The organism is Pseudofrankia coriaricola (assembly GCF_001854805.1).
Classification (GTDB): domain Bacteria; phylum Actinomycetota; class Actinomycetes; order Frankiales; family Frankiaceae; genus Pseudofrankia.
Genome location: NZ_MBLO01000279.1, coordinates 16,848 through 39,110, shown reverse-complemented (window position 1 = coordinate 39,110; position 22,263 = coordinate 16,848). Strand labels below are relative to the sequence as shown.

Below are 22,263 nucleotides of genomic sequence, written 5' to 3'. Positions count from 1 at the left end.
ACCTGGGCGCCGAGGACGAGGTGATCGCCCGGCTGACGGGGCAGGGCGGCGGCGAGCCGGGGCTGCCGGACGCCACGGTGCACCGCCGGTTCGGCGACGTCGCCGCGGTCTGGGGCATGCTCGCCTAGCTCGAGGCCATCGCCGTGATCGACGGCGTGGTCGGGGACGCGAAGGTCAGCGGCGGCGCGACGGTCGGGACGTACCTGGCGCTGGCAGCGCTCAACCGGGTCTGCGACCCGCGGTCGAAGGCGGGCTTCGCTGACTGGTCCGCGTCGACCTCGCTGGGGCGGATCACGAAGCTGTCGGCCGGGATGCTGGACCACCGCCGGTTCTGGGACGCGATGGACCGGGTCGAGATCGCGGCGATCGACGAGGTAGAGGCGGCCCTGACCCGGCGGATGATCGAGGTGTTCGGCCTCGACACCCACGCGCTGATCCTCGACATGACCAACTTCGCGACGTTCATCGACTCCACGAACACCCGGGCATCGGTCGCCGCGCGCGGCAAGGCGAAGCGGAAGCGCTACGACCTGCGCCTCGTCGGCCTGGGCCTGGTCGCCACGAGGGACGGCGGAATCCCGCTGCTGTCCCGGGTCTACCCGGGCGGCCAGCCCGACATCACCCAGTTCACCCCGATGATCGAGGAGCTGGCGCGGCGCTACACGGCCGCAGTCGAGCGGCCGGTCGGGATGACGCTCACGTTCGACGCCGGGCAGAACTCGACACCGAACTTCGCCCGGCTCGCCGAGCTCGGCCTGCACTTCGTCGGCTCGGTCCCCCCGAGCAGCCACCCCGAACTGCTCACTCGCCCCGCCACCGACCGCGCGATCGTCGACCGCTACGCCGACGAGGGCCTGACCGCCCTCGACGCCCGCGCCCAGGTCCTCGGCACCGACCGGCGGGTGGTCCTCACTCACTCGCCGAGTCTGCACGCAGCCCAACAGGTCGGCTTCGCCAGACGCTGGCCAAGGCCACGGGCAAGCTTGACGAGCTGGCCGCCCGGCTCGCCCGCGGCCGGACCCGCCGGCAGAGGCCCGCGGTGCAGGCCGACATCGACACGATCCTCGCGCCGCGGTGGGTCGCCCGCGTGCTGCGCACCGAGCTGACCGGCGACACCCCCGACAGCCTGCGGCTGACCTGGGTCCACCACGAGGTCGCGCACGACACCCTCGAAGAGGAGATCTTCGGCAAGCGGATCCTGGTCACCGACCACGACGACTGGCCAGTCGACACGGTGATCGACGCCTACCGCTCTTAGGAGGACCTCGAAAGCCGGGTTCCGGCAGGCCAAGGACCCGCGCGTCGTCTCCTTCGCCCCGATCCGCCACTTCACCGACCACAAGATCCGGGTTCACCTGTTCACCTGCGTGCTCGCCCTCGCGGTCGCGCACCTGATGCGCCGCGAGACCGAGCAGGCCGGCCTGGCCCTGTCGGTGCCGGCGCTGCTCGGCGAACTGGAGGGCATCGGCGAGACCGTGCTGCTCTACCAGGGCGACCGCGGCCGGCCCCGCGCCCGCCACATGATCACCCGGATGAGTCCACGTCAGCAGCGGCTCTACGACCTGTTCGATCTCGGGCGGTACGCGCCGCGGCGGTGAGTTAGGTACTACGCCGAAAACAAGATCAAAAATCACTCTGACCTGCGAGGACGCTTACGAGGGACCAAGATCTTTGGAAACTCGGGCTAGTAGGTGTGCCAGGAGCGGCCTCGGTTGGAGGTCTTGGCCGGGCCTCGCCAGCGCAGGTCGGGGAGGTTGACGACGATCGCCTCCTGGGTGGTGCGGGCGATGACGACGACCGCCTCGGCGTCGGGGTCGGGGTTCTCCTCCCGGTGGGGCACCCACGGCGGCACGTAGATGTAGTCGCCGGGCGAGGTCTCCAGCCGGATCTCCTCGTCGTCCCGCAGGAACACGAACGCGGGATGGCCGGTGACGACGTAGATCCCGGTCTCGGACAGGCCGTGGTGATGGTTGGCCGAGCGGGTGGCGGGAGCGACGTGGGTCTGGCCCATCCACAGCCGCGCGGTGCCGACGGTAGTGCCGGACAGCGCCTCGACGCGGCGCATCCCCGCCGTCTGAGCGGTGTGGGCGGACAGGCCGGTCGGGCGGATCTGGTGGAGCCGGCGGTGGAAGGCGTCGAACTCGTGCCCGGTCGGCTTCTCCGGCTCGGGCAGCGCCTCGTCGGCCGCGCTGGCCTCGTCGGCCGCGCCGGCCCCGGCCGCCGTGTTGGGCGAGGCCGCTGTTCGGTCAGGCATGGTGCGCCTCCTGATGCGGTGGTTCGGGAGCCAGGTTCGGCGACGCGGATCCGGTGATCAGATCGGCGGAGCCGAGGGGCGCCGTCGCGGCGGCGGCCGCGCGGCGGCGGCGGTAGCGCGCCGAGGCGACCCGTTCGCCGCACCGGCGCATCGAGCACCACTTGCGACGGCCCGACGGTGAACGATCGAAGAAGAGCGAGCCGCAGCCGGCGCACTCCCTCAGCCGGTCGAGCTCGGGCCCGGCGAGCAGGTTGATCAGATCGCGGGCGATGACGGCCAGCGACGAGCTGGGCTCGTACTCCTCGACCGCGGTCTTCTCCCGGCCACTCGGGCGCAGCAGGAAGACCGGGGTCGGGTGGCGGGCGGCTGCGTTGATACATCGGATGTCGTCCGGCGACGGAGCCTCGCCACGAAGGGCCACGCGGGCGAGCGCGTCGGCGGCGGCGCGCAGTTCGCGGGCGGCGCTCAGGTCGGCCGAGGTGAACCCGCCGGCCGGCTGGGGCAGGTCAGCGAGGGTGAACCAGGTCGCCAGGCCGCCCGGCTCCGTGATCAGATCGACCGGCCCGCCGTCCGCGTCGAGCATCGTGGCGACGAAGTCGAGGCAGAGGCTGCCGGCGCCGAGCGTCTCGTCCAGCGGTCCCGACGACTCGGGCGCCGGATGGTCCGTGACCGCGGACAGCGCCGCCGACTCCGGCTGCTCCACCCGCTCCGCCGGTCGTCCCGACCGGCGCTCGATCGCGCGCACGTTAGCTGCTCCTCACTTGACGTAGGCGTTCCGTCAGTATTACGTCCCCTGACGCCGTGGGCTGGGTGGCCGGGCCTCAATGGAGTCGCGGCGGCTCAGGAACCCAATGGCGGCAGGAAAAATGGCCAGATCGGATCACGCCGTACGCCTTGAGGAGTGCCCTGTCGGGCTGGAAGTCGGGCCACATCATCACATGATGAACTGTTGACATGCGCCCCCCGAGCCCGGCAATGTACGTAGCCATGCCGCCCCAGCCGCTTGCCAGCAAGCGACTCCACGTCGACTTTCGGTGTACAGCCAGCGCTCTCTGTCGATAGCTCGGTCGGCCGGGCGGCCGATCCGTCCGTCCGGCATCATGGGTTCATACCTTGACTAGCCCGCGCACGACCTGGACCGCCACTGGCGCAACGCCCGCACGCACACGCTCCACGACCCGGCGCGCTGGAAGTACGTCCACAACGGCAACCACATTGTCAACGGCGTGCTGCCCCCGAACCACGGCCTGATCTAGCTGGTTGTCGCGCCCGCCGGCGTCGGCGGGCCGAAGGCGTGCAGGAAGGTGTCGACGGCGGCCCGCGCCACGGCACGCTTCTCGTCGTCGGGGATGACGCGGGTACCGAACCGGCCCCGCGCCTCCAGCGAGCCGGTCAGCAGGGCGGCGAGCTGCTCGGCCGCCGCGGCCGGGTCCGCCGTCCGCAGCCGGCCGGCGAGAGCCAGGCGGGCCAGCCGGTCGGCCAGCGCCTCGGTGACCGGGTTCGCCGCCCGTCCCTGGATGATGTCGAGCAGGTCGGGGAACTGGCTGATCTCGGCGTAGAGCAGCCGGCGCAGCGCCCAGCTCCGCTCGTCGCAGAAGCAGCTGACGAGGCGGTAGCCGACGTCCTCCAGCGCGCCGCGGATGTCGCCGTCGAGGTCGCGCAGCCCGTCGACCGCGGCGAGGTTCTTCGCCAGCGCCTTGTCGGCCTCGGCGGCGAGCACGGCGCGCAGCAGGGCCTGCTTGTCGCCGAAGTGGTTGTAGATCGTGTGCTTGGCGACCTGTGCCTCGGCCGCGATGACGTCCAGGGTCGCCTGGGCGTACCCCTCACGGGCGAACACCATGAACGCGGTCGGGAGGATGCTCTCCCGTTTGTCGGCGCGTCGGCGGGTTCCGGCGCGGCCGAGCGCGGTTGCCGCGGCCGGGGTGGTCGGGCTGGCGGGCCGGTCGGGGTCGGGCGCCGTCTGGGCGGCGGCCGTCCGCGCTCCGCCAGTCGCCGCCGACCGGCCGGCGGCCAGTCGTTCGCTCGCCGTCCCGCTCATGGCCTCACGGTACTGCCAACCTCTCGTCGCACCCCTGCGGACAGCGATCAGGCGAGCCTCTTATGGGAACGACTCCGGGCGTTATAGTGCACTGGTCAGTGCAAAATTATGCCCCGATGGGAGCCATGTGATGGCTGGGTCTTCGGACGCGGATCGGCTTGATCCTTCGCTGCGGCGGCTGATCGCCGTGGTCCTGCTCGGTGGGATCATGGGAATCCTCGACGGGTCGGTGGTCGCGGTCGGCGTCGACACCCTCGCCACCCGGCTGCACACCTCGCTGAGCATGATCGGGTGGGTCTCGACCGGCTACCTGCTGGCGCTCACCGTCGCCATTCCGGTGACCACCTGGGCCGTGGACCGGTTCGGCGCGCGTCGGCTGTGGCTGGCCGCTCTCGTCGCCTTCCTCGCCGCGTCCGTCGCCTCCGGGCTCGCCTGGAACGTCGGCAGCCTGATCGTCTTCCGAGTGTGCCAGGGGCTCGCCGCCGGGGTTCTCGACCCCCTGGTGCTGACCCTGCTGGCCCGCGCCGCCGGGCCTCGCCGGGCGGGGCGGGCCATGGGCCTGATGGGCATGGTGCTCTCGGCCGGCCCGGTGCTCGGTCTGATCGTCGGCGGGATCGTCCTGGAGCACCTCTCCTGGCGGTGGATGTTCCTGATCAACCTGCCCATCGGGCTGGTTGCGTTGCTCGGAGCCGCGCGGGTGCTGCCGGCCGACCCTCCGCGCGCCGGGGAGAGCGGCGGTACTCGCCTCGACATCGTCGGTGTCGCCCTGCTCGGCCCGGGATTCGCGGCCGTCGTGCTGGCCCTGACACAGGCGGCCGACCGGACCGCCGTCGCGGCCTGGCAGGTGCTCGTCTCCGTCGCGGCGGCCGTCGTGCTGCTGGCCGGCTACGGGCTGCACGCCCGGCGCGGGACCACGACCCGGCGGGGCGCGCCACCGCTGATCGACCTGCGGCTGTTCCGCAACGCCGGGTTCGCGGCGAGCGTCACCATCATGACCTTGGTAGGTCTGACGATGTTCGCGACCCTGTTCGTGCTGCCCCTGTACTACCAGCAGCAGCATGGGCGGGGCACGCTCGCGGCGGGGCTGCTGGTGGCTCCGTTCGCCGTGGCCGCGGTCATCGCCATGCCGTTGTCCGGACGGCTCTCGGACCGGTTCGGTGCCCGTTCCCTCGTCCGGTGCGGCGCGCTCGTCGCCGTGCTCGCCGAGCTCGGGTTCACCCGGATCGGCGGGCAGACCAGTGAGGTATGGCCAGCGCTCGCCGCGTTCGGCGTCGGTGCCGGGCTCAGCTTCGTCGGGGCACCGACCATGGGATCGCTGTACCGGACGCTGCCGCCGGCGGCGGTGCCCCAGGGCAGCTCGGTCCTCTACATTCTCAACCAGCTCGGCGCGGCGATCGGCATCGCCGTCGTCACCCTGATCCTTACGACCGTCGGGAACGGCGGCGAGGACCCGATGGCGGGCTACCACGGGGTGTACTGGTTCGCCATCGTCGCGCTCGCGATCATCCTGGCCGCCAGCGTGTTCCTTCCCCGGCGTGAGGCGAGTCCGGCCGTCGCGACCCCGCCCGCCGCCGAGCCTCAACCCGCCGGTGCGGCCGTGCCGGCCCAGCCGGTCGCCAGGCCCACGACGGTCGAGCGGGGGTCGCCGCCGCTCCCGAGCACGACCGCCCACGGGGGGAGCGGCGACCAGGCGTCCACCGCGGTGGGAAGCGCCGGGCGCCCGGCGCCGACCGACCATGCCGAGAGCCTGGGAAAGACGGGAGAAGGCAGATGAGAACCATCGTGATCACGGGTGGCACCGACGGGATCGGCCGTGCCCTCGCCGCCACCCTGCTTCGCCGTGGCGACCGGGTCGTGGTCGTGGGCCGCAACGCGGACAAGGGCCGGGCATACCTCGACGCCGCCCGGCGGGACGGGGCCGGCGGACGGGCCTCGTTCATCCAGGCGGAGCTGAGCCTCGTCAGTGAGAACGAGATGGTCCTGGCGCGCCTGCGGGAGCGGTTCGACGCGCTGGACGTGCTCGTGCTCGGCGCGCGGCACTACCGCTCGGTTCGCCGGGAGACCACGGAGGGGTTCGAGGGGAACTTCGCGCTGTTCTACCTGAGCAGATTCCTCCTCAGCCATGGGCTGGTCGACCTGCTGGAGAAGGGCGCGAACCCCGCCATCGTGAACATTGCGGGCCCGGGCGCGGACCTCTCGGTCGTTCGCTGGGATGACCTGGAGCTGAGACGCGGCTACCACGGCGGCGCCGCGCTGGGGCAGGGAGGCAAACTGAACGACCTGCTCGGCGTCGCCTTCGCGGGCGCCTACCCTGACGGCAGGACCAGGTATGTCCTCGTCCATCCGGGCGTCGTGTCGACCAGCTTCTCGGGCGCGTACGACGAGGCGACCGCGTCCCAGGTCGAGGCCCTGAAGAAGGTCGGGAAGCCGGTCGACGAGAGCGTGCGGCAGATCCTCCCGCCTCTCGATGCCCCGCCGCCCGAGCCACTGAGCGCCTTCGTCGAGGGACGCCGGATCAGCCTGGACGACGGATCGTTCGACCGGGCCGCCGCGTCCCGCCTCGACGCGCTCACCCACCGGCTTCTCGCGCGGCCACGACCATCGTCCATCCCATGACGGGTGGCATCCGGTGCGGGGCGGTCAGAGCTGGAGAGCGTCGCGACCGGTGCGGATATCAGCCTTTTCCAAATCCTTTCTTAAGTCCTTTTGCGGCCTACATCACCCGACGATCCGGCCTGGAAAGCGAGCGAAGCGGCCGGCCGGCCCCGGGTATACCCATAGCATTCCCCCCGTTACATGAGCGGCGCGCTCAAGCGATCAGGTTTGGGCGAGTTGTTCGCGTACCGGATATCGGCCGCCTCCGCTCATGCGCGCCGTTCAGGGCCAGGACTTGAGGACGGTGTCGTCGACACCGCGGAGCGTCAGGAGGCCGTCGTCCTGGAGTATCAACACGGCGCCGGGGTTGCCGACAGTACCGCTTTCCCAGTGCTGGTTGCCCTCGGCGTCGTAGAGGGCCAGGTTGCCGCTGCTTTCAAGGAGAAGCTTGACGACGGGTTTGCCCTGGGTGTCCGAGACCCAGGCAGCATTCTTGTCGATGATGCCGTCGAAGTGGTAAAGCGCCAGGTTCCGGTCCCCCTGCAGGGTCAGACGGTGGCCGGCGACGAACAGCGACTCGTCAACATGAAGCTCCTCGCCAGATTCGAGACGATGCTTTGCCTGGATCGCGGTCGGCCGTGGCCACAGTTCGGCTTGGTCGTCCGTGACGGTCACGACGGCGCCCTCGAACTGCTGGRTGACGTCGGCCGAGGATGTGCGCAGCCGTTGCGGGCCGGCAAGCGGGAAGCCGCACCTGTTGAAGATCTCTGCGCTCATCGCGCTCCCCAACGGGTCAAGCAGGTGCCATATGGCCCCGGTCAGCGGTATCCCGCCGTACTCCCGGCTCCAGAAGATGGCGCCGCCCTCGAACCGTTGCCAGCATCGGTCACCGGGCCACTCCTCGCGGGCCGTCGGGAAACCGAGTTCGCTGGTGGTGCCGCCCAGGAGCTCATAGCAGCTGCCGATATTGCCGCGAACCCAGAACGTGCCGTGTCCTGAATGGTAGATCGTCGCCCCGCACCGCGCGCCAGCGGACACGCGCCGTTGAACCGCGAGGTTGTAGCGAAAGCGGCCTTCATAGCGCTGGAGATACCCGTCCGTAGTGCCCCAGGCGCCCCGAGATTCGGCCGCTGGCAGGATCTCTGACAACGGGAACCCCAGCCGGTCCGCGACACCACCCGCCGCGTCCAGTGATTCCGCGAAGGCTCCCCGCACCGGGAAGGCGCCACCGGACTCCGTCCAGTAGACAGCGCCGCGCTCGAACTTCTGACCGTAGCCAGCCGTCTTACGGGGAGACGTGACCTCGACCCGCTCGGCGACGGGAAAGCCTAGTTTCTTCAGAACGTCCGCGTTCCCGGTCACCAGCCGCGCCGCCGCGCCGAACATCGGCACCGACCTGTGCTCCAGGTTCTCGCCGAGATAGAAGATGGCGCCGCCCTCGAACCGCTGGTAACAGCGCCAGGGACCTTTTCCGCCTGGCCTTCCGTCGATCTCGCCTGACACGGGAAAGCCAAGCGGGCCGGAGGTGCCCTGGAGATGCTCGTACAGCTGGCCGATCGCTCCCCAGATCGCGTGCGCCCCGTGTTGCTTTGAATAGTAGATGGCCGCGCCGCATGGACCGCCGTGCTCGGGTAGCTGGGGAGCTACCGGCTCTGTATAGTCTTGCCACCACTCGAACCGCTGGTAGTGACCGCCTTCGGGAGTTCCCGACGACCCGGCCGCCTCGAGCTCCGGGCTGGTCGGGAGCCGCAGACCGCCCTCGAGGCCGCCGTTGTTCACCCACACCTGGCCGATCTCGCCGTCCACCGGCATGTTGCCCGCGGCCTCGCTCCAGAAGACCACGCCGTCCGGGTAGTTCCGGAAGAACACCCACCCGGGGTGCCGTCGCGGGCGAAGGGCGGTCAGCCAGGGCGTTGTGGGCGCTTGCCTGCGCAGCCGAAGCTTCTTGATCGCGGCGGTGGCCGTCAGTGCCTGCTGGAGGAAGTCGCCCAGTTCGGACGGGGCGGCCTCGACGATTTTGCCCGCCACGTTCGGGTCCATCCGCGCGATGACGGTCGCGACCCAGGACTCAGCCGCGCCGCCTGATGCGGGCTCCTCCAGCTCCTCGCTGATGACCGCGTCGAGCACGGCGGCCGCCTTAGCGGACTCGACATCCTTGTGCGCTAGCAACGCGACCGCTCGTTCCAGCCGCGCAGCACGGATATTGCTCGCGATGTCGTCCGGATGCTCCGCCGCGAATCGGTCGACGAGCTCGCGGACCGGCAGTCGGTTCCACACCGCTGCCTGTCCCTCGCCGGTGGTGCCATCAGGGGGTTCGGGCAGCGCGGCCCACGCGAACACAGGATTCGCCGGGAAGAGCGCGGCGGCCTCGGCGATGATGCGCCGGCGGCCGTCCTTTACCGCGCCGTCTTCCGCCAGCGCGCTGACCGACCGCCAGAAGACCATGGAGCTGCCGCCCCAGACAGGCTGAATCCTGCGACCGAATCCGGCGCGGCCGAGCAACTGCTTCGCGGGCTCCTCTTGGTGGCGGAGGTCCGCGAGCTCGTCGATCTCTTCGTCCGTCAGCGGCTCGTTCACTCTGCCCCCGTCTTGAACCGCGCCTCTGGGCGCAGTAGCCCTGGCAGCGAAGTTAGCGCCACCGAGCCACAGCGTGAAGGGGTGAATGCGCCGGCCTGAGTCGCTGCCTGTTTGAGGCTTGGCGCCGCGCGAGGGCTGGGCACGCGGCGGCCAGAGCCCGACTCCGCCAGCCCACGTCGGTCGGCTTGGTTCAGGCGGGGATCTGGTCGTCGAGGCACCAGCCGTAGGGGCTGGGCTGGCTAGCGCTGGCGCGGCGGGGCTCGTACTGCTGGACGTAGAGCGTGGCGACCAGTTCGGCACGGGTGCGCACGCCGGTCTTGGCGAACACCGCCTTGAGGCGATCCTGCGCGGTGAAGGGGGAGATGCCCAGCGCGGTGGCCATCTGCCGGGTGGACCTGCCCTGGGCGGCGAGCCCGATGACCTCGCGTTCGCGCGGCGTGAGGCCGTAGGCGCCGGCGATCACCTCGCTGACGACGATCGGGCGGGCGCCCTCGATGATGACGGCGATCGTCGACGGGTCGCCGCCGGGCATCGGCGAGCCGTGCAGCACGACCCAGCGGCGATCGTGGGCCGGGCCTCGGCTCCGGGTCGGACCGAGGTCATAGCATGGCCTGCGATGCCGACCCTGCTGATCGTCTACCACACCCCGTCGCCCTCGATGCAGGCGATGCTGGCGGCGGTGCTCGCCGGCGCCCGGGACGAGGCGATCGAGGGCGTGGAGCTGGTCGTCCGTCCGGCCCTGGCGGCCACCGCGGTGGATGTGCTGGCCGCCGACGGCTACCTGCTCGGGACGCCGGCCAACATCGGCTACATGTCAGGCGCGTTGAAGCACTTCTTCGACCGGATCTACTACTCGGTGCTGGCGGCGAGCGTCGGTCGACCTCACGCGCTCTACGTCCACAGCAACAGTGACACGACCGGCGCTGTCCGTGGCGTCGAGACGATCACTAGCGACCTGAGGTGGAAGCGGCTGCGCGACCCGCTCACGGTCGTGGGTGAGGTGGATGCCGCCGCTCTTGAGGCGTGTTGGGAGCTCGGCGGGACCACCGCCGCGAGCCTTATGCCCGGCTGATCATTACCGGGCGGGAGGATCGGATGCCGCGACGTGACGTCGCCTGCCTCATCCGGCCCGCCGCCCTGGTACCGGATTCCGATGATCACTGGGCCGTGTGCCGCGTAGCCGTTTGAACGCCGCACTCAGCGCGAAGGCGTTGGCGTAGCCAACCTTCCTCGCGATCGTGCCAACCATATGGTCGGTTTCCTGCAGCAGGTCCGCGGCCAGGGTGATCCGCCAGCTCGCCAGGTAGGCCATCGGCGGTTCGCCGACCAGTGCGGTGAACCGACGGGCGAGCGCCGCCCGCGATACCCCGACCTTGGCCGCCAGGTCGGCCACCGTCCACGGGTAGGCGGGTGCATCGTGCAGCAGCCGCAACGCGGCACCGACGACCGGGTCGTCCAGCGCGCGGCACCAGGCCGGGGCATCGGCGTCCGGGTCGGCGAACCAGCTGCGCAGCGCGGAGACCAGCATCAGGTCCAGCAGCCGGTCCAGCACCATCTGCTGTCCCGGCCGGTCTCTGGCGATCTCCTCGGCCACCATCTCCATCGACAGAGCGGGGCTGTCCCCGGCCGGCACCACCAGCACGGCGGGCAGTGCCCGCAGCAGCCGTTCGCTGAGCTCTCCCCGGCGCTCGAAGGCCCCGCTCAGCAGCACGGCGGCTTCGCCGACGGGTGTTCCGCAGGTCCGGGCGGGCCTGGAGGCGCGCTCGACGCCCTCGGTCGCCGAGCAGTAGTCGGCGCTTGTCACCACCAGTGAGGGTGTGGTCGCGGGGTCATCGGCCACCGTGTAGGGCACGTCGCCACGGATGACGGCGATGTCGCCGGCCTCGATGAGCACCGGTGCTTGCTGGTCGGAAACGATCCAGGCATGGCCGCGCAGCATTGTGGCCAGCGTTAGCGGGGCACCGCTGGCCATCCGCAGGGCCCAAGGGGGTCGCATGATTGTCTGGCGGAAGATGGCGGTGCGCGCCCGTACCTCGGCCAACGACTCCGACACGGCGTCCACGTCCCCATCGTAGACGCCTAGGCATCAAGTGGAGCTTCGTGGCCATGGATCGTCTCAGCGCCGGCCGGTTGACTGGCGTCATGTCTGAACATCCAATCCTGGTCACCGGGGCGACCGGTAAGTCCGGCCGGCGCGTCGTCAGCCAACTACGGGCACAGGGGCTGCGGGTTCGCGCGGCGGCCCGCAACGGCGAGCACGTCTTCGACTGGACCGACGGCGGCACCTGGGACGCTGCTCTGGAGGGCGCGCGGTCCCTCTACATCGTCCCGCTGGACGGCGCGAAGCACGTTCGCCCGTTCATCGAGCGGGCGGTGCGGCATGGGGTGCGACGGGTTGTGCTGGCATCGGGGCGCGGAATCGACGATCCGGACTACGCGAAGGACAGCAGCGGGACATTGGAGGGTGCCATCGACAGCGAGGCCGCTGTGCGGGAGAGCGGTCTGGAGTGGACGATCAGCAGGCCGGGCTGGTTCGCGCAGAACTTCAGCGAGGGCTTTTTCGCCGATGCCGTCCGCGCCGGTGAGTTGCGGCTGCCCGCTGGCGATGGGGCTGCCAGTTTCGTCGATGCCGAGGACATCGCCGCGGTGGTGGTCGCCGCGCTCACGGAGGACGGGCACGCGGGCCAGATCTACGAGTTGTCCGGACCCCGGGCGGTGACCCTGACCGAGGCAGTCGCCACGATCTCCGAGGCCGCCGGCCGGGAAATCCGCTACGTGCCGCTCTCGGTCGAGGACTACGTCGCGGAACTCGTTCGGCGGGGATTTCCGCCCGCGGACGCCGAAACCTTCGCGGATGTCATCGAACCACTCAGGGACGGTAAGGACGAGTATGTATCCGACGGCGTGCGGCGTGCCCTTGGCCGCCCGCCTCGGACCTTCGTCGAATTCGCCAATGCGACTGCTGCCGCGGGTGGTTGGTCGGCCTGACCGCCTTGGGTTCCTACGCTGCGAGGGTCCGTCCGCCCGGACGTCGGTAAGTCGGCTGTCCGTGGAGGCAACCCGGGAAAGAGTCTGCGTCCTGGGAAGTCAAGCGCACTGGAGTGCGCGGATGCTGTGAACACGGCAGGCGACGTGCGACTCGGCGCTCTTCGTGCCGAAGGCCGTGGTCGCGGTTCCCGTCCCGGCGGGCCGAGAGCGCCTCGGCACCAGACCGAGGGTAATAACGTTGCCCGATGCCGATGTTGCTGATCGTCCACCACACCCCGTCGCCGTCCATGCAGGCGATGTTGGAGGCGGTGCTCGCAGGTGCCAGGGATGAGGCGATCGAGGGGGTGGAGGTCGTCGTCCGCCCGGCTCTGGCGGCGACTGCGGTTGATGTGCTTGCCGCCGATGGCTACTTGCTCGGGACGCCGGCCAACATCGGCTACATGTCAGGGGCTTTGAAACATTTTTTTGATCAAGCCTATTACCCCTGTTTGGGAGCAACCATCGGTCGGCCGTACGCCCTGTACGTCCACGGCAACTCCGACACCACTGGCGCGATCCGCGGCGTTGAGACGATCACCACTGGTCTGAAGTGGAAGCGCCTGCGTGACCCGCTCACCGTGCTCGGCGAACTGGACTCCGCCGCGCGTGAGGCCTGCTGGGATCTTGGCGCGACCGTGGCCGCGAGCCTCATGCCGTAGACCGGCCGCGGACCGTGCCCCCCACGCTCATCCGGGAGTCCGCACCCGTACCAGGCGGCCGTGCGCTCTGGCGAATGACGAGATCGCCGCGGTCAAGTGGGTGCGCTACGCGCCGGGTCGTGAGTCCTCCTGCCCGCCGTTTCGGTCGCGACGGCTTCGCAGTTGTCGCCCTGTTCGCCCGTTCGGCGCGCGGCGGAGATCATGGCATCGAGTGCGTGCCGAGCGGCCAGCAGGTCATCGATGGCGGCGCTGATGCGGTCGCGGTCTTCGACGAGGACTGGTGCCAGTTCCCCGCAGACGGGCATCAGCATCTCCCCGTCCTCGATCATGCAGGGGAGCACTTCGGCGATCGTGACGGTGTTGAGACCGGTGGCGAGCAGTGTCCGGATCCCGCGGACCGTACGAACGTCGGTCTCCTGGTACTCGCGATATCCGCTCGGCCGTCGCGCCGGTCGAAGAAGATCCTGCTCCTCGTAGTAGCGAAGCATCCGCTCGCTGGCACCGGTTCGCCGGGCGAGTTCTCCAATCCGCATGTGTCCCGCACCACCCTTCCTTGACTCTCACATCGATGTCAGAGTTTACATTGATCATTATGACAACTCGGAACTCGGCCCACGACGATCAGCCCCGCGTGACCATTCTCGGTCTGGGTCGGATGGGCACCGCGCTGAGCAGGGCGCTTCTCACCGCTCGCTACCGGACTACGGTGTGGAACCGGACTCCGTCGAAGGCCGGCGGCCTGGTGGGGCTGGGCGCGGAACGTGCGGAAACCCCCGGCGCCGCGATCGCGGCGAGCCCGATGACCATCATCTGTGTCGCGGACTACGACGGGGTTCAGGAGGTGCTGGACGCGGGACGTGCCGCGCTTCGGGAACGTACCCTGGTCAACCTCACTACCGGCACACCGCAGGACGCCCGGGCCATGGCCACCCGGGTTGCCGGACGCGGCGCGGCCTACCTTGACGGGGCGATGATGGCCGTCCCTCAGTCCGTTGCCACCCCCAGCGCATTCTTTCTCTACAGCGGCTCCCCGGATGCGTTCGACCGTCACCGGCACACACTGGACGCCCTGGCGACCAGCCACTATCTCGGCAACGATCCCGCGGCGGCGGAACTGTGGGACTTCGCCCTGCTCGGTAGCGGGTACGCCGCCCTCACCGGCTTCCTCCACAGCCTCGCTCTGCTCGACACCGAGGGTGTTCCGCCGTCTCGTTTCGTGCCCCTGGTCGCCCAGTGGCTGCACGGGATGACCGAGTACATGTCCGAGCTGGCACGCGAAATCGAGTCCGGAGACTACTCGGCCGGCGTGTCGCCGGTCGGCATGAACCAGGTCGCGGTCGAGAGCCTGACCCGCGTCAGCGAGCATCTCGGCATCGACGCCGAGGTACTCGGTCCGCTCCGAGCCCTGCTTGAGCGTGGTGTCGCGCGGGGCCACGGCGACGAGAGCTTCGCAAGCCTGTTCGAGCTCTTGCGGCAGCGTCCGTCCCAGCTCCCGGGCCACGATGTCGGCCCGACCATCGCCAGGACGCGGTGACCGTGGCCGCCCAGGTAGGGCCGTATGAGCCCGTGACAGTGATCGGCACGCCGGACGCGAAGGACCGTGAAGGACCGTGAAGCCTGCTGGGAACTGGGTGCCGCTACCGCCGCGAGCCTGATGTTGTAGAGGCGGGTCGCGTGGTGGCCGTGCGCCGTTTCCCGAATCGTCGCGGAACGTGATACGGCGGTGGCCAGGGTTCGGCACATTTCTGCGATTGCGTCCATTATCCCTGCTTGGAAGCGACGATCGGGCGGTCGTATGCCCTGTACGTCCACGGCGGCTCCGACAACACTGGCGCGGTCCGCAGCGTCGAGACGATCGCTACCGGCATGAAGTGGAAGCGCCTCCAAAACCCCGTCACGGTGACGGGTACGCCCGATGCGAAGGACCGAGAGGCCTGCTGGGAGTTGGGCGCGACGATGGCGGCGAGCCTGATGCCGTAGCTGGACCGTTGGTCACGGTGGGTGAAATAGCCGCGACCAGGGTTTGGTGCATTTCTTCGATGGTGTGGATTACCCCGGCGGCCTCGCCCGGGTGCTCGACGGCCTGGCGGTGATCATAGACGCGGCCGGACCGCAGCCACCCACGCGCTCCTGACCTCCGGACCTGCCGGCTCAGAGGCGCAGGTCCAACCGGGCGTGGCCGGATCTCGTCCCGGCGACGACGCCGTTGTCGACCGCGACCAGGCAGGTCACCGCCTCCGTCAGCACAGCCGCGGCCACCTGGCGCGGGGGGAGGAGATCCCAGGCGCGCACGACGCCGTCGTCGTCGGCTGTGACCACCCGTGGCCGCGCGCCGACGGTCGTCGTGACGACGGCGCGGACGGCCGCGCCCCGCGGCGGGAAATCAGCGACCGGCTGTGCCTGGTCGAGGTTCCAGAAGATGACGCGACCGTCGTCGTCAGCCGTCACGGCGAGTGCCTGGCCGGGAACGATCGCGGTCGCCCGCACGCTGACCGCGTGCCTGCGCAGCCGCAGCGCACGCTGGGCCGGTGGGGCCGCCGGCAGGAACAGCCCGACGGTGCCGTCCTCGTAGCCGGCGAGGACGGTCACCCCGTCACCCGTGGACGTCGCCGCGAGCGACGTAAGGACTGTGGCCTTGCCTTGGTGGTCGAGCAGCCTCCTCCCGGCTCCGCATCCGCCGGCCGCGCCGACAGCGTCCAGGTCCCACAGCCACACCGCGCCGTCGGCGTCGGCCAGGACGACGCGGTGGTCAGGAACGTCGGCCACGGGGAACACTCGGGTCGCCTGCGCGCCGCCGGCGGTGAACGTGCCCACGGACGTGGTGGTGGCGATGTCCCATACCCGAGTGATCCCAGAGCTGCCCGTCACGACCGCTACCAGGGCCGCGCCTTGCTGGCACACGAGCAGGCTCGTCGGCCATCCGTCCTCGGTTGGGGTGTCGAGCGTGCCCACCTGGGCGCCGGAGTCCGCATCCCAGACAGGCATGGAGTACGCGGCGGCCGCCGACAGGACCCACCGCCGGTCGTGGTGTCGAGCGATGGTGACGCCGTGCACGGGACCGGTGTGCGAACCAAGATCGTGCAGCACGGACCCGTCGTCCAGGTTCCACGCGCGCACGTGCCCATCCCGGCCACCGGTCACCACGACCGAGGGTGTGAGCGACTCGTCCGCGCTTACGGCCACGGCCAGCGCCCGCGTCTCGCCGGGGCCGGCCCGCTCGGCCATCGTGGGCACGGTCGCAAGATGCCAGAGGCGCACTTGGCTGTCCTCACCCGCGGTCACGGCGACTCGGCGCCCGTCGACGTCTGCGACCCTGGCCACGAACACGTCCCCGCCGTGCTGGGTCAGCGCCGGGCGGGGCGTGGCGTCCAGCGGCCCGAGCGACCACATCCGTACCGCAGGGTCCTGACCCGCGACGAGGAGCAAGGGCTGGTCCGGGATGACGTCCGTCTGCGGGCTGCCCGCGTCCGCGCGTGGCTCTACGAGGGAAAGTGCCCAGACGCCGTGGGAGCCGAAGGCAACGGGGACGGGGACCGGCTCGCCGGAGGCGAGGTCCCAGCCGAGGATCCGGCCGCCGTAACCGCCGGCGACCGCCCATGTCGCGCCGTCGACGGCACCGACCGTGAGCGCGACGCCGTACTCTGCCCATCCCCCGGTGTCGGCGCCGCCGGACAGCATCCGGATCTGCGCTCCGTCGGCGCTACCGTCCGGCACCGTCCAAACCCGAACCGTGCCGTCCAGCCCGGCCGACACGGCCACCGGTTGTCCCGCGCGGGCACCGGCGCCGCCGGGCCACGTCGTGATCTCGACCGCGCCCACCGGTCCGTCGTGGCCGGTAAGCGCCTGCAGATGCGTGCCGGCCACCAGGTCCCAGACGTGCAGGGCGCCGTCGTCGTCACCTGTGCTGATGGCGAGGGGCACACCGCCGATCAGCGCGGTCGTGACCCGGGACGCCGATCGGGCGTCATTGTCGAGACTGGTTCGAGGCTTGCCCGTGGCGAGATCCCACACGCGGATAAGGGCGTCATAGCGCGCGACGGACACCGCGAGGGGGCCGGTTTCGCTGGCCGTGACGGCAATCTGATCCACCGCGACGGGGGTCTTGCCGACGGAGTCCAAGTGGCCGGCGAACGTGGCCATCAGCCGGCCGGCTTCCGGATCCCAGATCTGGATCGTTCCGTCGGCGGATCCCGTGATGAGCCGCGGTCCGCCGTGCGCCCCGGAGGGGGCCGTGGCAAGGGCGGTCATACCGGTGTCCGGACCGGCCATGGTGGCGTGCAGGTCACCGGTGGCCAGGTCCCAGATCCTGGCCGTGGCGTCCTGCGACGCGGTCGCGACGGCGGGCCGGTCGGCGATCGAGAGAGTCGCAGCCGTGGTGATGCTGGCGCTGTGCTCGGCCAGCACGAGGTGCGGTGACTGCAGCTGCAGGCCGGCCCAACGCGTCACGAAGGCCGGCGTGGCCTGGAGGGCGTCGAACGCGGCCGCCTCGGCGCGTCTGTCGTAGGCGAGCGCGTGCAGGGCCAGATAGCCGGCCCGGTCGCTCCCGGATGCGCCGCGCAGCCACCGGTGGATGCGGCCCGGGCGCCGGGACGCCGACGCCTTGTCCGGGTCGGGCAGGTCGCGCGACCGGTGGACGGCCGACAGGTAGATCTGCTCGAGCGGTTCGAGTCGCTCCCGCCGGAACACCCGGGTGACCAAGCCCTCCGGGTCCGCGGCGGCGAGGAACCGCGGGTCGGTCAGGTAGTTGCCCAGCAGGCCCGCGTCCTCGGCGTGGCCCGCGAGATGACGCCGGGTGTAGTCGTCGGCACGCAGCCAGTCCGGGCCGGCGTCGGTCGCCGGCACCCGGTCCGCCATGGTCTTGACGATGACTCGCTCGGTCTCGCTGCCGCTGGCGTCGCGCAGGTAGCCGACGACGAGGCGGTGAAACAGCCGGTAGTGGATCTGGCCAGCGTCGCCGGACCGGCGGCCGACGAGATACGCCGCCGCCGCCCGTGCCGCCTCCTTGACCGTGGGAAGGTCATAGCTTCGGCTGCCGAGGGTGCTCGCGACCGCGGCACACAGCTCGTCCGCGGCGAAGCCGTCCCCTCGGCCGTAGGCGAACGTCGTGAGCACGTCGCGCAGGGCGGCACCCTTGGCCTCGCCCCACCGCTGCGCATAGGAGTACAGGTAGTCCTCGACCGCCCCTTGCAGGGTGCCGGGAAGCCTGGCGCGCCACCCGGGCGCGCTGACGTCGACCGGGTCGTCGATCCGCAGCCGGTCGCAGGTCAGCTGCGCGAGCAGGAACAGCCCGTCCGCCTTATCCGCGATCGCGGCCGCCACCACGGCCGTGTACCCGTCGTCGCCGAGATACGCCTCGCCCGCCTGGTCGAGCGCCGTCCGCAGCCGGGCGGCGGCATAGTTCTCCAGGTCGGCCCGGTCAAGGTACCTATCGTCCAGCCGGTAGGAGATCACCTCGCCCAGCAGGCCGGGCTTCGGCGCGGCGTCGGCCGCGTCCGCGGGCGCACCCGGGGCCTGCGGATCGCGGGCGGGTCCCGCGAGCGGCAGCGCTCCCGCGACATCCTGCGCGTCCGTCCGGATGGCGGTGATGACCCGGACCCCGCCGCCCTGCGGGAGCTGGGCCAACTCGCGCAGCAGGCGCGCGATCCCGTTGACGTCCTGCGCGTGCTCGAGGTCATCCACGACGACCGTGAACGGCTGGGTCCGCTGCTCCAGCGCCCGGATGAGCCGCGTCTTCGACGTCGTGGTGAGCTCGAGCGCGGCGGCCATCGCCTCGATGAGGTCGCCGGTGCTCTTCCCGTCCGCGCGGACCGCCACGTCGATGAGCCCGCGCAGCCTGCCGGCCAGTGCGAGCTCGTCCGGCGCCGGCACGGGGTCGTGGACGCGGCCTGACGACGGGCCGACGACCGGGTCGGCCAGCCACACCAGGCGCGCGAGCACGGCGGACTTCCCAGCGCCGGGCCGCCCGGTGACGATGCGCACCAACTGCCGGTCCGGACCGGGCGGCGCTGTGAGCCAGTCGGCGAGCGCCCCCAGGACGCGGGCGCGGCCGGTGAAGGGCGCGCTCTGTGCCAGGCCGGCCGCCGAGCCGACGCCCGGGCCGCGGGCCAGCCGCAGCCAGTCCTCGAAGTCCTCGGCCATGTCCAGCCGCCAGCGGAAGCGGGACTCGAGTTCCGGCCAGACCTGGGCCCATTCCTTCATGGGTGTCATCGACGCGACCTTCTTGGCCGCGTCGTACTCGGTGACCGCGGTGCCGACGACGGCGGAGGCCGTCTCGTCCCAGACCGGGCAGCCCGAGAAGCCCTGGGTCACGGCCTCGCCCGTGCTGTCGCCGCTCTGCAGCTGGACGAGCCGACCCCGGCTACCGCCTATCCGCTGACCGAATGACCAGACCCCCTGGGTGTCGGCCGGATAGCCGAAGATGCGGAACGTGTGCCCGTCGAACGACTCGGGCCGCCGCAGCGGCGCGGGCACAGCCGCCGGGGGAACGTCGGTCACGTGCAGCACCGCGCAGTCGGCCGACTCCGTCGCTACCCGGCCCGGCCAGCTGACATATCGCAGCTCGGCCGGCTTCGCCTCGTTGTCCTGTGCGTGCTCGAAACGCACCTGTATCGTCGGCCAATCGCCTGGTGGGCTGCCTCCTTGGCCCGAATACAAGGCCACCTTTAGTTGGTGCACCTCGTCGCCGGCGTCGCGGTAAACGTGCGCGGCCGTGAGCACGAAACCGTCGCCGACGTAGACCCCACCGCCGACGGCACCGTCCGGACCGAGGATCCTGACCAGCCATGGTGGCGCTTGGAGCCAGTCCGCCTGCATCTGCGCTGCCACCCCCGTGCGCGACTCGTCATCCGGCCCGGCCGGCATTTCCAGGACCCGCTCGCGCCGCGTTTCCGCGTCTGGACAACACTGACGCGGTGGACGTCGCCGACCTGGTACTCGACTATGTCAGAACGCTGACGTGGCCCCTCATTCTGGTCTTCGCGCTCCTCTGGTTCCGCGGGCCGATCGCTGGCCTCCTCGGTGCTCTCGGGAAACTGCTCAGCCGGTCGACGAAGGTCTCCGTCACGGCGGGACCAGTCGAGGCGGCGATCGAGGCCCGGGCGGAACAGGCGGAGGCGCAGCTGGCCGCCGAGGTCCCGGTGGCAAGCGACGCGGTCGACGTGATAGCTCAGGTACTACGGAGCGAAGAGGGTGATACGCCGATCTCGGCGGCCGGCCGCAAGGTAGCCGCCGTCGACTCCATCCGGCTGCACGAGCTTCTCGCTGCGGCTGCCGAGCTCGGCTGGGCGCGCGGGCGGCTTGGGGACGACGGGCCGCCGTCGATCCCGGCATCGGGTCCCTAGCGGGCGCTGCGGACGGCGGCGCAACGCGGTTCGGTGCAGGCCGCGGCAACTAGGATCGGTGCGGAGCCGGGAGGGGGATCATGATGGCGGGCGGCGGCGGACTATCGGTCGACGAGATCGACATGCTGGCCCGCCTGTACCACACCCCGCTCTCCGCTGGGCAGGCCCTGTCTCGTGCCGGCCTTTCGCCGTCGCGGCAGCCGAGCTGGTCGGCCTCGACCTCCAGCCAGTTCTGGTACGACGTGAGCGCCCTGCTGGCCAGCGGCGTCATCGCGAACGGGCGCGCGGCCCTGATGAGCGTCGCGGCCAGCGACTATCCGGCCAATCCCGTGTTCCGCCGCGCCGCCGCCGAGAACGAGGCCGAGGAGGAATCCTCGCCGTGGCTACGGCGCCTCGAGGCGCCGCAGGCCTCGTCTTTCACCGGCCCGGCCGGCGAGGCATCGGGGACGAAATCCCTGGGCTTCTCTACTGGCGAGCCCTCGCCGGTGCGGCCGCCGGCACCTACCAAGCGCGAAACCCTGCCGGAACCGACCCTGGTGACGCTGGTGGCCGGCGACACTGTCGGGTTCGGCCGGCTCGGAACAATGGTCCAGCTAGAAGTGCGGGACGCGTTTCGCGCCATCCTGGATGAGGCGCTCGGCTCGGCGCCCATCAGCCCGGCGGATGTTCTTAGCCTGCAAGACCGCGGCGACGGGTTCGTGCTGGCCATCGCCGGGGCTTTTCCCGCGACGCTCGTCGTCGACGACTTGGTCGGAGCCTTCGAGCGCGCGATCCGCAAACGCAACCGCTACCGGGCCGAGTCGGCACAGATCCGGGTGCGGATGGCGGTGCACCGCGGCGAGGTGCTCCTCGACGGCGGCGGCGTGACCGGCAGCCCGGTCACCGCGGCCACCCGGCTGATCGACGCGCCTCCCCTGCGGGCTGCCCTCGAACGCGACCTGCGCGCAAACCTGGGCTTGATCATCGCGGACGAGCTGTTCCGGGCGACCATCCAGGAGGGGCTGACCGGGCTTGACCCGCGGCTGTTCGCGCAGGTGACGATGCCGCTGGCGGTCGGCGCCGCCGCCCCGGGCACACTCGTCGGCTGGCTCGCGCTGCCGGGTATCGGGCGTCCGCCCCAGATCGGCGGCTCCGCCGTGGATGAGCCTGCGTCGTTCCTGCCGTCCGACCGCGAAGGCGCCACCGCGGTCACCGGCGGCGGCCAGGAGACCGGCCAGGCGCTGGACCGGCCTGTCGTGCACGGCGCGGACGAGCCGGCCCGCGCGCATGAGGGCGGCGACGACACCGCGGCGACCGGTGCGCGCGGCTGGGACTTTCACGTCTCCTACTCGGCGGCCGACGAGGACTGGGCCATCTGGATCGCCTGGACGCTGGAGGCGGCGGGCTACCGGGTCCACGTCGAGGCGTGGGACGCTATGGCGGGATCGCACTCGGTGGAGCTGCTCAGCGAGGCGATCAAGCGCTCGGTGCGCACCGTGGTCGTGCTGTCGGCCAGCTACCTGGGCGCAGCCCGGGTGCAGGCCCAGTGGCAGGCGACCTGGGAGGCGGATCCGCAGGGCCTGCGCCGGTCGCTCATCCCGGTGCGGGTCGAGGAGATCGAGCCCGAGGGCCTGCTGCGTGGGATCAAGTACATCGACCTCGTCGGCCTCACCGACGACGCGGCCAGAGGCCGGCTGGTCAGCGAGGTCGAGGCATCGCTGCTGGGCCGCCGCGGCCGCCCGACCAGCGCGCCGCCCTTCCCCGGCATCCGTTGACGGCGTCGCAACGCCGGGC

19 protein-coding genes and 1 pseudogene are annotated in these 22,263 nt (G+C 70.9%); 12 read left to right on the top strand and 8 right to left on the bottom strand.

What is annotated here, in order from left to right:
* The first annotated feature begins 143 nt into the window (after positions 1–143).
* From BCD48_RS52845 to BCD48_RS52835, 3 genes are all read left to right on the top strand, one after another.
* Entirely contained in the window at positions 144–1,106 is a 963-nt protein-coding gene (locus tag BCD48_RS52845; protein ID WP_198543664.1) for an IS1634 family transposase, read from the top strand.
* The gene (locus BCD48_RS52840) at positions 1,088–1,258 is read left to right on the top strand and encodes a hypothetical protein (protein WP_198543663.1); all 171 of its coding nucleotides are present in this window, start codon (positions 1,088–1,090) and stop codon (positions 1,256–1,258) included. Before BCD48_RS52845 ends, BCD48_RS52840 begins: the two co-directional genes overlap by 19 nt.
* Positions 1,259–1,367: 109 nt before the next feature.
* Positions 1,368–1,598 carry a hypothetical protein gene (locus tag BCD48_RS52835; protein ID WP_198543662.1) on the top strand — a complete coding sequence of 77 codons (231 nt, stop codon included), beginning with the start codon at positions 1,368–1,370 and terminating at the stop codon, positions 1,596–1,598.
* An 86-nt stretch (positions 1,599–1,684) separates the two neighbouring features.
* On the opposite strand, the gene BCD48_RS44520 is transcribed toward BCD48_RS52835, so the two are convergent.
* The 3 genes from BCD48_RS44520 to BCD48_RS44510 form a co-directional block, all read right to left on the bottom strand.
* Complete coding sequence (locus BCD48_RS44520) at positions 1,685–2,254, bottom strand: cupin domain-containing protein (RefSeq protein WP_241842468.1); 570 nt, start codon at positions 2,252–2,254, stop codon at positions 1,685–1,687.
* Positions 2,247–2,999, bottom strand: coding sequence for a CGNR zinc finger domain-containing protein (locus BCD48_RS44515; RefSeq protein WP_071054868.1), 753 nt, complete (start codon positions 2,997–2,999; stop codon positions 2,247–2,249). The genes BCD48_RS44520 and BCD48_RS44515 overlap by 8 nt, the downstream gene beginning before the upstream one ends.
* A gap of 507 nt (positions 3,000–3,506) precedes the next feature.
* Complete coding sequence (locus BCD48_RS44510; RefSeq protein ID WP_083420166.1) at positions 3,507–4,292, bottom strand: TetR/AcrR family transcriptional regulator; 786 nt, start codon at positions 4,290–4,292, stop codon at positions 3,507–3,509.
* A gap of 130 nt (positions 4,293–4,422) precedes the next feature.
* Between BCD48_RS44510 and BCD48_RS44505 the strand changes: the two genes are divergently transcribed.
* Complete coding sequence (locus BCD48_RS44505; protein WP_083420165.1) at positions 4,423–6,066, top strand: DHA2 family efflux MFS transporter permease subunit; 1,644 nt, start codon at positions 4,423–4,425, stop codon at positions 6,064–6,066.
* Entirely contained in the window at positions 6,063–6,908 is an 846-nt protein-coding gene (locus BCD48_RS44500) for an SDR family NAD(P)-dependent oxidoreductase (RefSeq protein WP_071054866.1), read from the top strand. Before BCD48_RS44505 ends, BCD48_RS44500 begins: the two co-directional genes overlap by 4 nt.
* Before the next feature lie 261 nt (positions 6,909–7,169).
* Here the strand turns inward: BCD48_RS44500 and BCD48_RS44495 are convergent, their stop codons facing one another.
* Both BCD48_RS44495 and BCD48_RS44490 read right to left on the bottom strand, forming a co-directional pair.
* Positions 7,170–9,464 carry an effector-associated domain EAD1-containing protein gene (locus BCD48_RS44495; protein WP_071054862.1) on the bottom strand — a complete coding sequence of 765 codons (2,295 nt, stop codon included), beginning with the start codon at positions 9,462–9,464 and terminating at the stop codon, positions 7,170–7,172.
* A gap of 190 nt (positions 9,465–9,654) precedes the next feature.
* Positions 9,655–10,014, bottom strand: coding sequence for a helix-turn-helix transcriptional regulator (locus tag BCD48_RS44490; RefSeq protein ID WP_071054860.1), 360 nt, complete (start codon positions 10,012–10,014; stop codon positions 9,655–9,657).
* 66 nt (positions 10,015–10,080) lie between these two features.
* Between BCD48_RS44490 and BCD48_RS44485 the strand changes: the two genes are divergently transcribed.
* Positions 10,081–10,536 carry a flavodoxin family protein gene (locus BCD48_RS44485; protein ID WP_071054858.1) on the top strand — a complete coding sequence of 152 codons (456 nt, stop codon included), beginning with the start codon at positions 10,081–10,083 and terminating at the stop codon, positions 10,534–10,536.
* 48 nt (positions 10,537–10,584) lie between these two features.
* Here the strand turns inward: BCD48_RS44485 and BCD48_RS44480 are convergent, their stop codons facing one another.
* The gene (locus tag BCD48_RS44480) at positions 10,585–11,526 is read right to left on the bottom strand and encodes an AraC family transcriptional regulator (RefSeq protein ID WP_071054856.1); all 942 of its coding nucleotides are present in this window, start codon (positions 11,524–11,526) and stop codon (positions 10,585–10,587) included.
* A gap of 80 nt (positions 11,527–11,606) precedes the next feature.
* Here BCD48_RS44480 and BCD48_RS44475 point away from each other — a divergent pair, with 80 nt between their 5' ends.
* Both BCD48_RS44475 and BCD48_RS44470 read left to right on the top strand, forming a co-directional pair.
* Positions 11,607–12,452 carry an NAD(P)H-binding protein gene (locus tag BCD48_RS44475; protein WP_071054951.1) on the top strand — a complete coding sequence of 282 codons (846 nt, stop codon included), beginning with the start codon at positions 11,607–11,609 and terminating at the stop codon, positions 12,450–12,452.
* Between the two features lie 245 nt (positions 12,453–12,697).
* Entirely contained in the window at positions 12,698–13,150 is a 453-nt protein-coding gene (locus BCD48_RS44470) for a flavodoxin family protein (RefSeq protein WP_071054854.1), read from the top strand.
* A 92-nt stretch (positions 13,151–13,242) separates the two neighbouring features.
* Here the strand turns inward: BCD48_RS44470 and BCD48_RS44465 are convergent, their stop codons facing one another.
* Positions 13,243–13,683, bottom strand: coding sequence for a MerR family transcriptional regulator (locus tag BCD48_RS44465; RefSeq protein ID WP_071054852.1), 441 nt, complete (start codon positions 13,681–13,683; stop codon positions 13,243–13,245).
* A 98-nt stretch (positions 13,684–13,781) separates the two neighbouring features.
* Between BCD48_RS44465 and BCD48_RS44460 the strand changes: the two genes are divergently transcribed.
* Both BCD48_RS44460 and BCD48_RS44455 read left to right on the top strand, forming a co-directional pair.
* The gene (locus BCD48_RS44460) at positions 13,782–14,684 is read left to right on the top strand and encodes an NAD(P)-dependent oxidoreductase (RefSeq protein ID WP_198543660.1); all 903 of its coding nucleotides are present in this window, start codon (positions 13,782–13,784) and stop codon (positions 14,682–14,684) included.
* Positions 14,685–14,890: 206 nt separating this feature from the next.
* A pseudogene (locus BCD48_RS44455) lies at positions 14,891–15,130 on the top strand (flavodoxin); the annotation flags it as partial.
* Positions 15,131–15,301: 171 nt separating this feature from the next.
* On the opposite strand, the gene BCD48_RS44450 reads toward BCD48_RS44455, so the two are convergent.
* Positions 15,302–19,963: a trypsin-like peptidase domain-containing protein gene (locus BCD48_RS44450; RefSeq protein ID WP_198543659.1), complete on the bottom strand. Its 4,662-nt coding sequence runs from the start codon at positions 19,961–19,963 to the stop codon at positions 15,302–15,304.
* Positions 19,964–20,061: 98 nt separating this feature from the next.
* On the opposite strand from BCD48_RS44450, the gene BCD48_RS44445 reads away from it, so the two are divergent.
* Positions 20,062–20,490 carry a hypothetical protein gene (locus tag BCD48_RS44445; protein WP_071054844.1) on the top strand — a complete coding sequence of 143 codons (429 nt, stop codon included), beginning with the start codon at positions 20,062–20,064 and terminating at the stop codon, positions 20,488–20,490.
* Positions 20,491–20,570: 80 nt separating this feature from the next.
* Positions 20,571–22,244, top strand: a complete 1,674-nt coding sequence (locus tag BCD48_RS54700; RefSeq protein ID WP_241842467.1) for a TIR domain-containing protein — start codon at positions 20,571–20,573, stop codon at positions 22,242–22,244.
* The last annotated feature ends 19 nt before the right edge of the window (positions 22,245–22,263 follow it).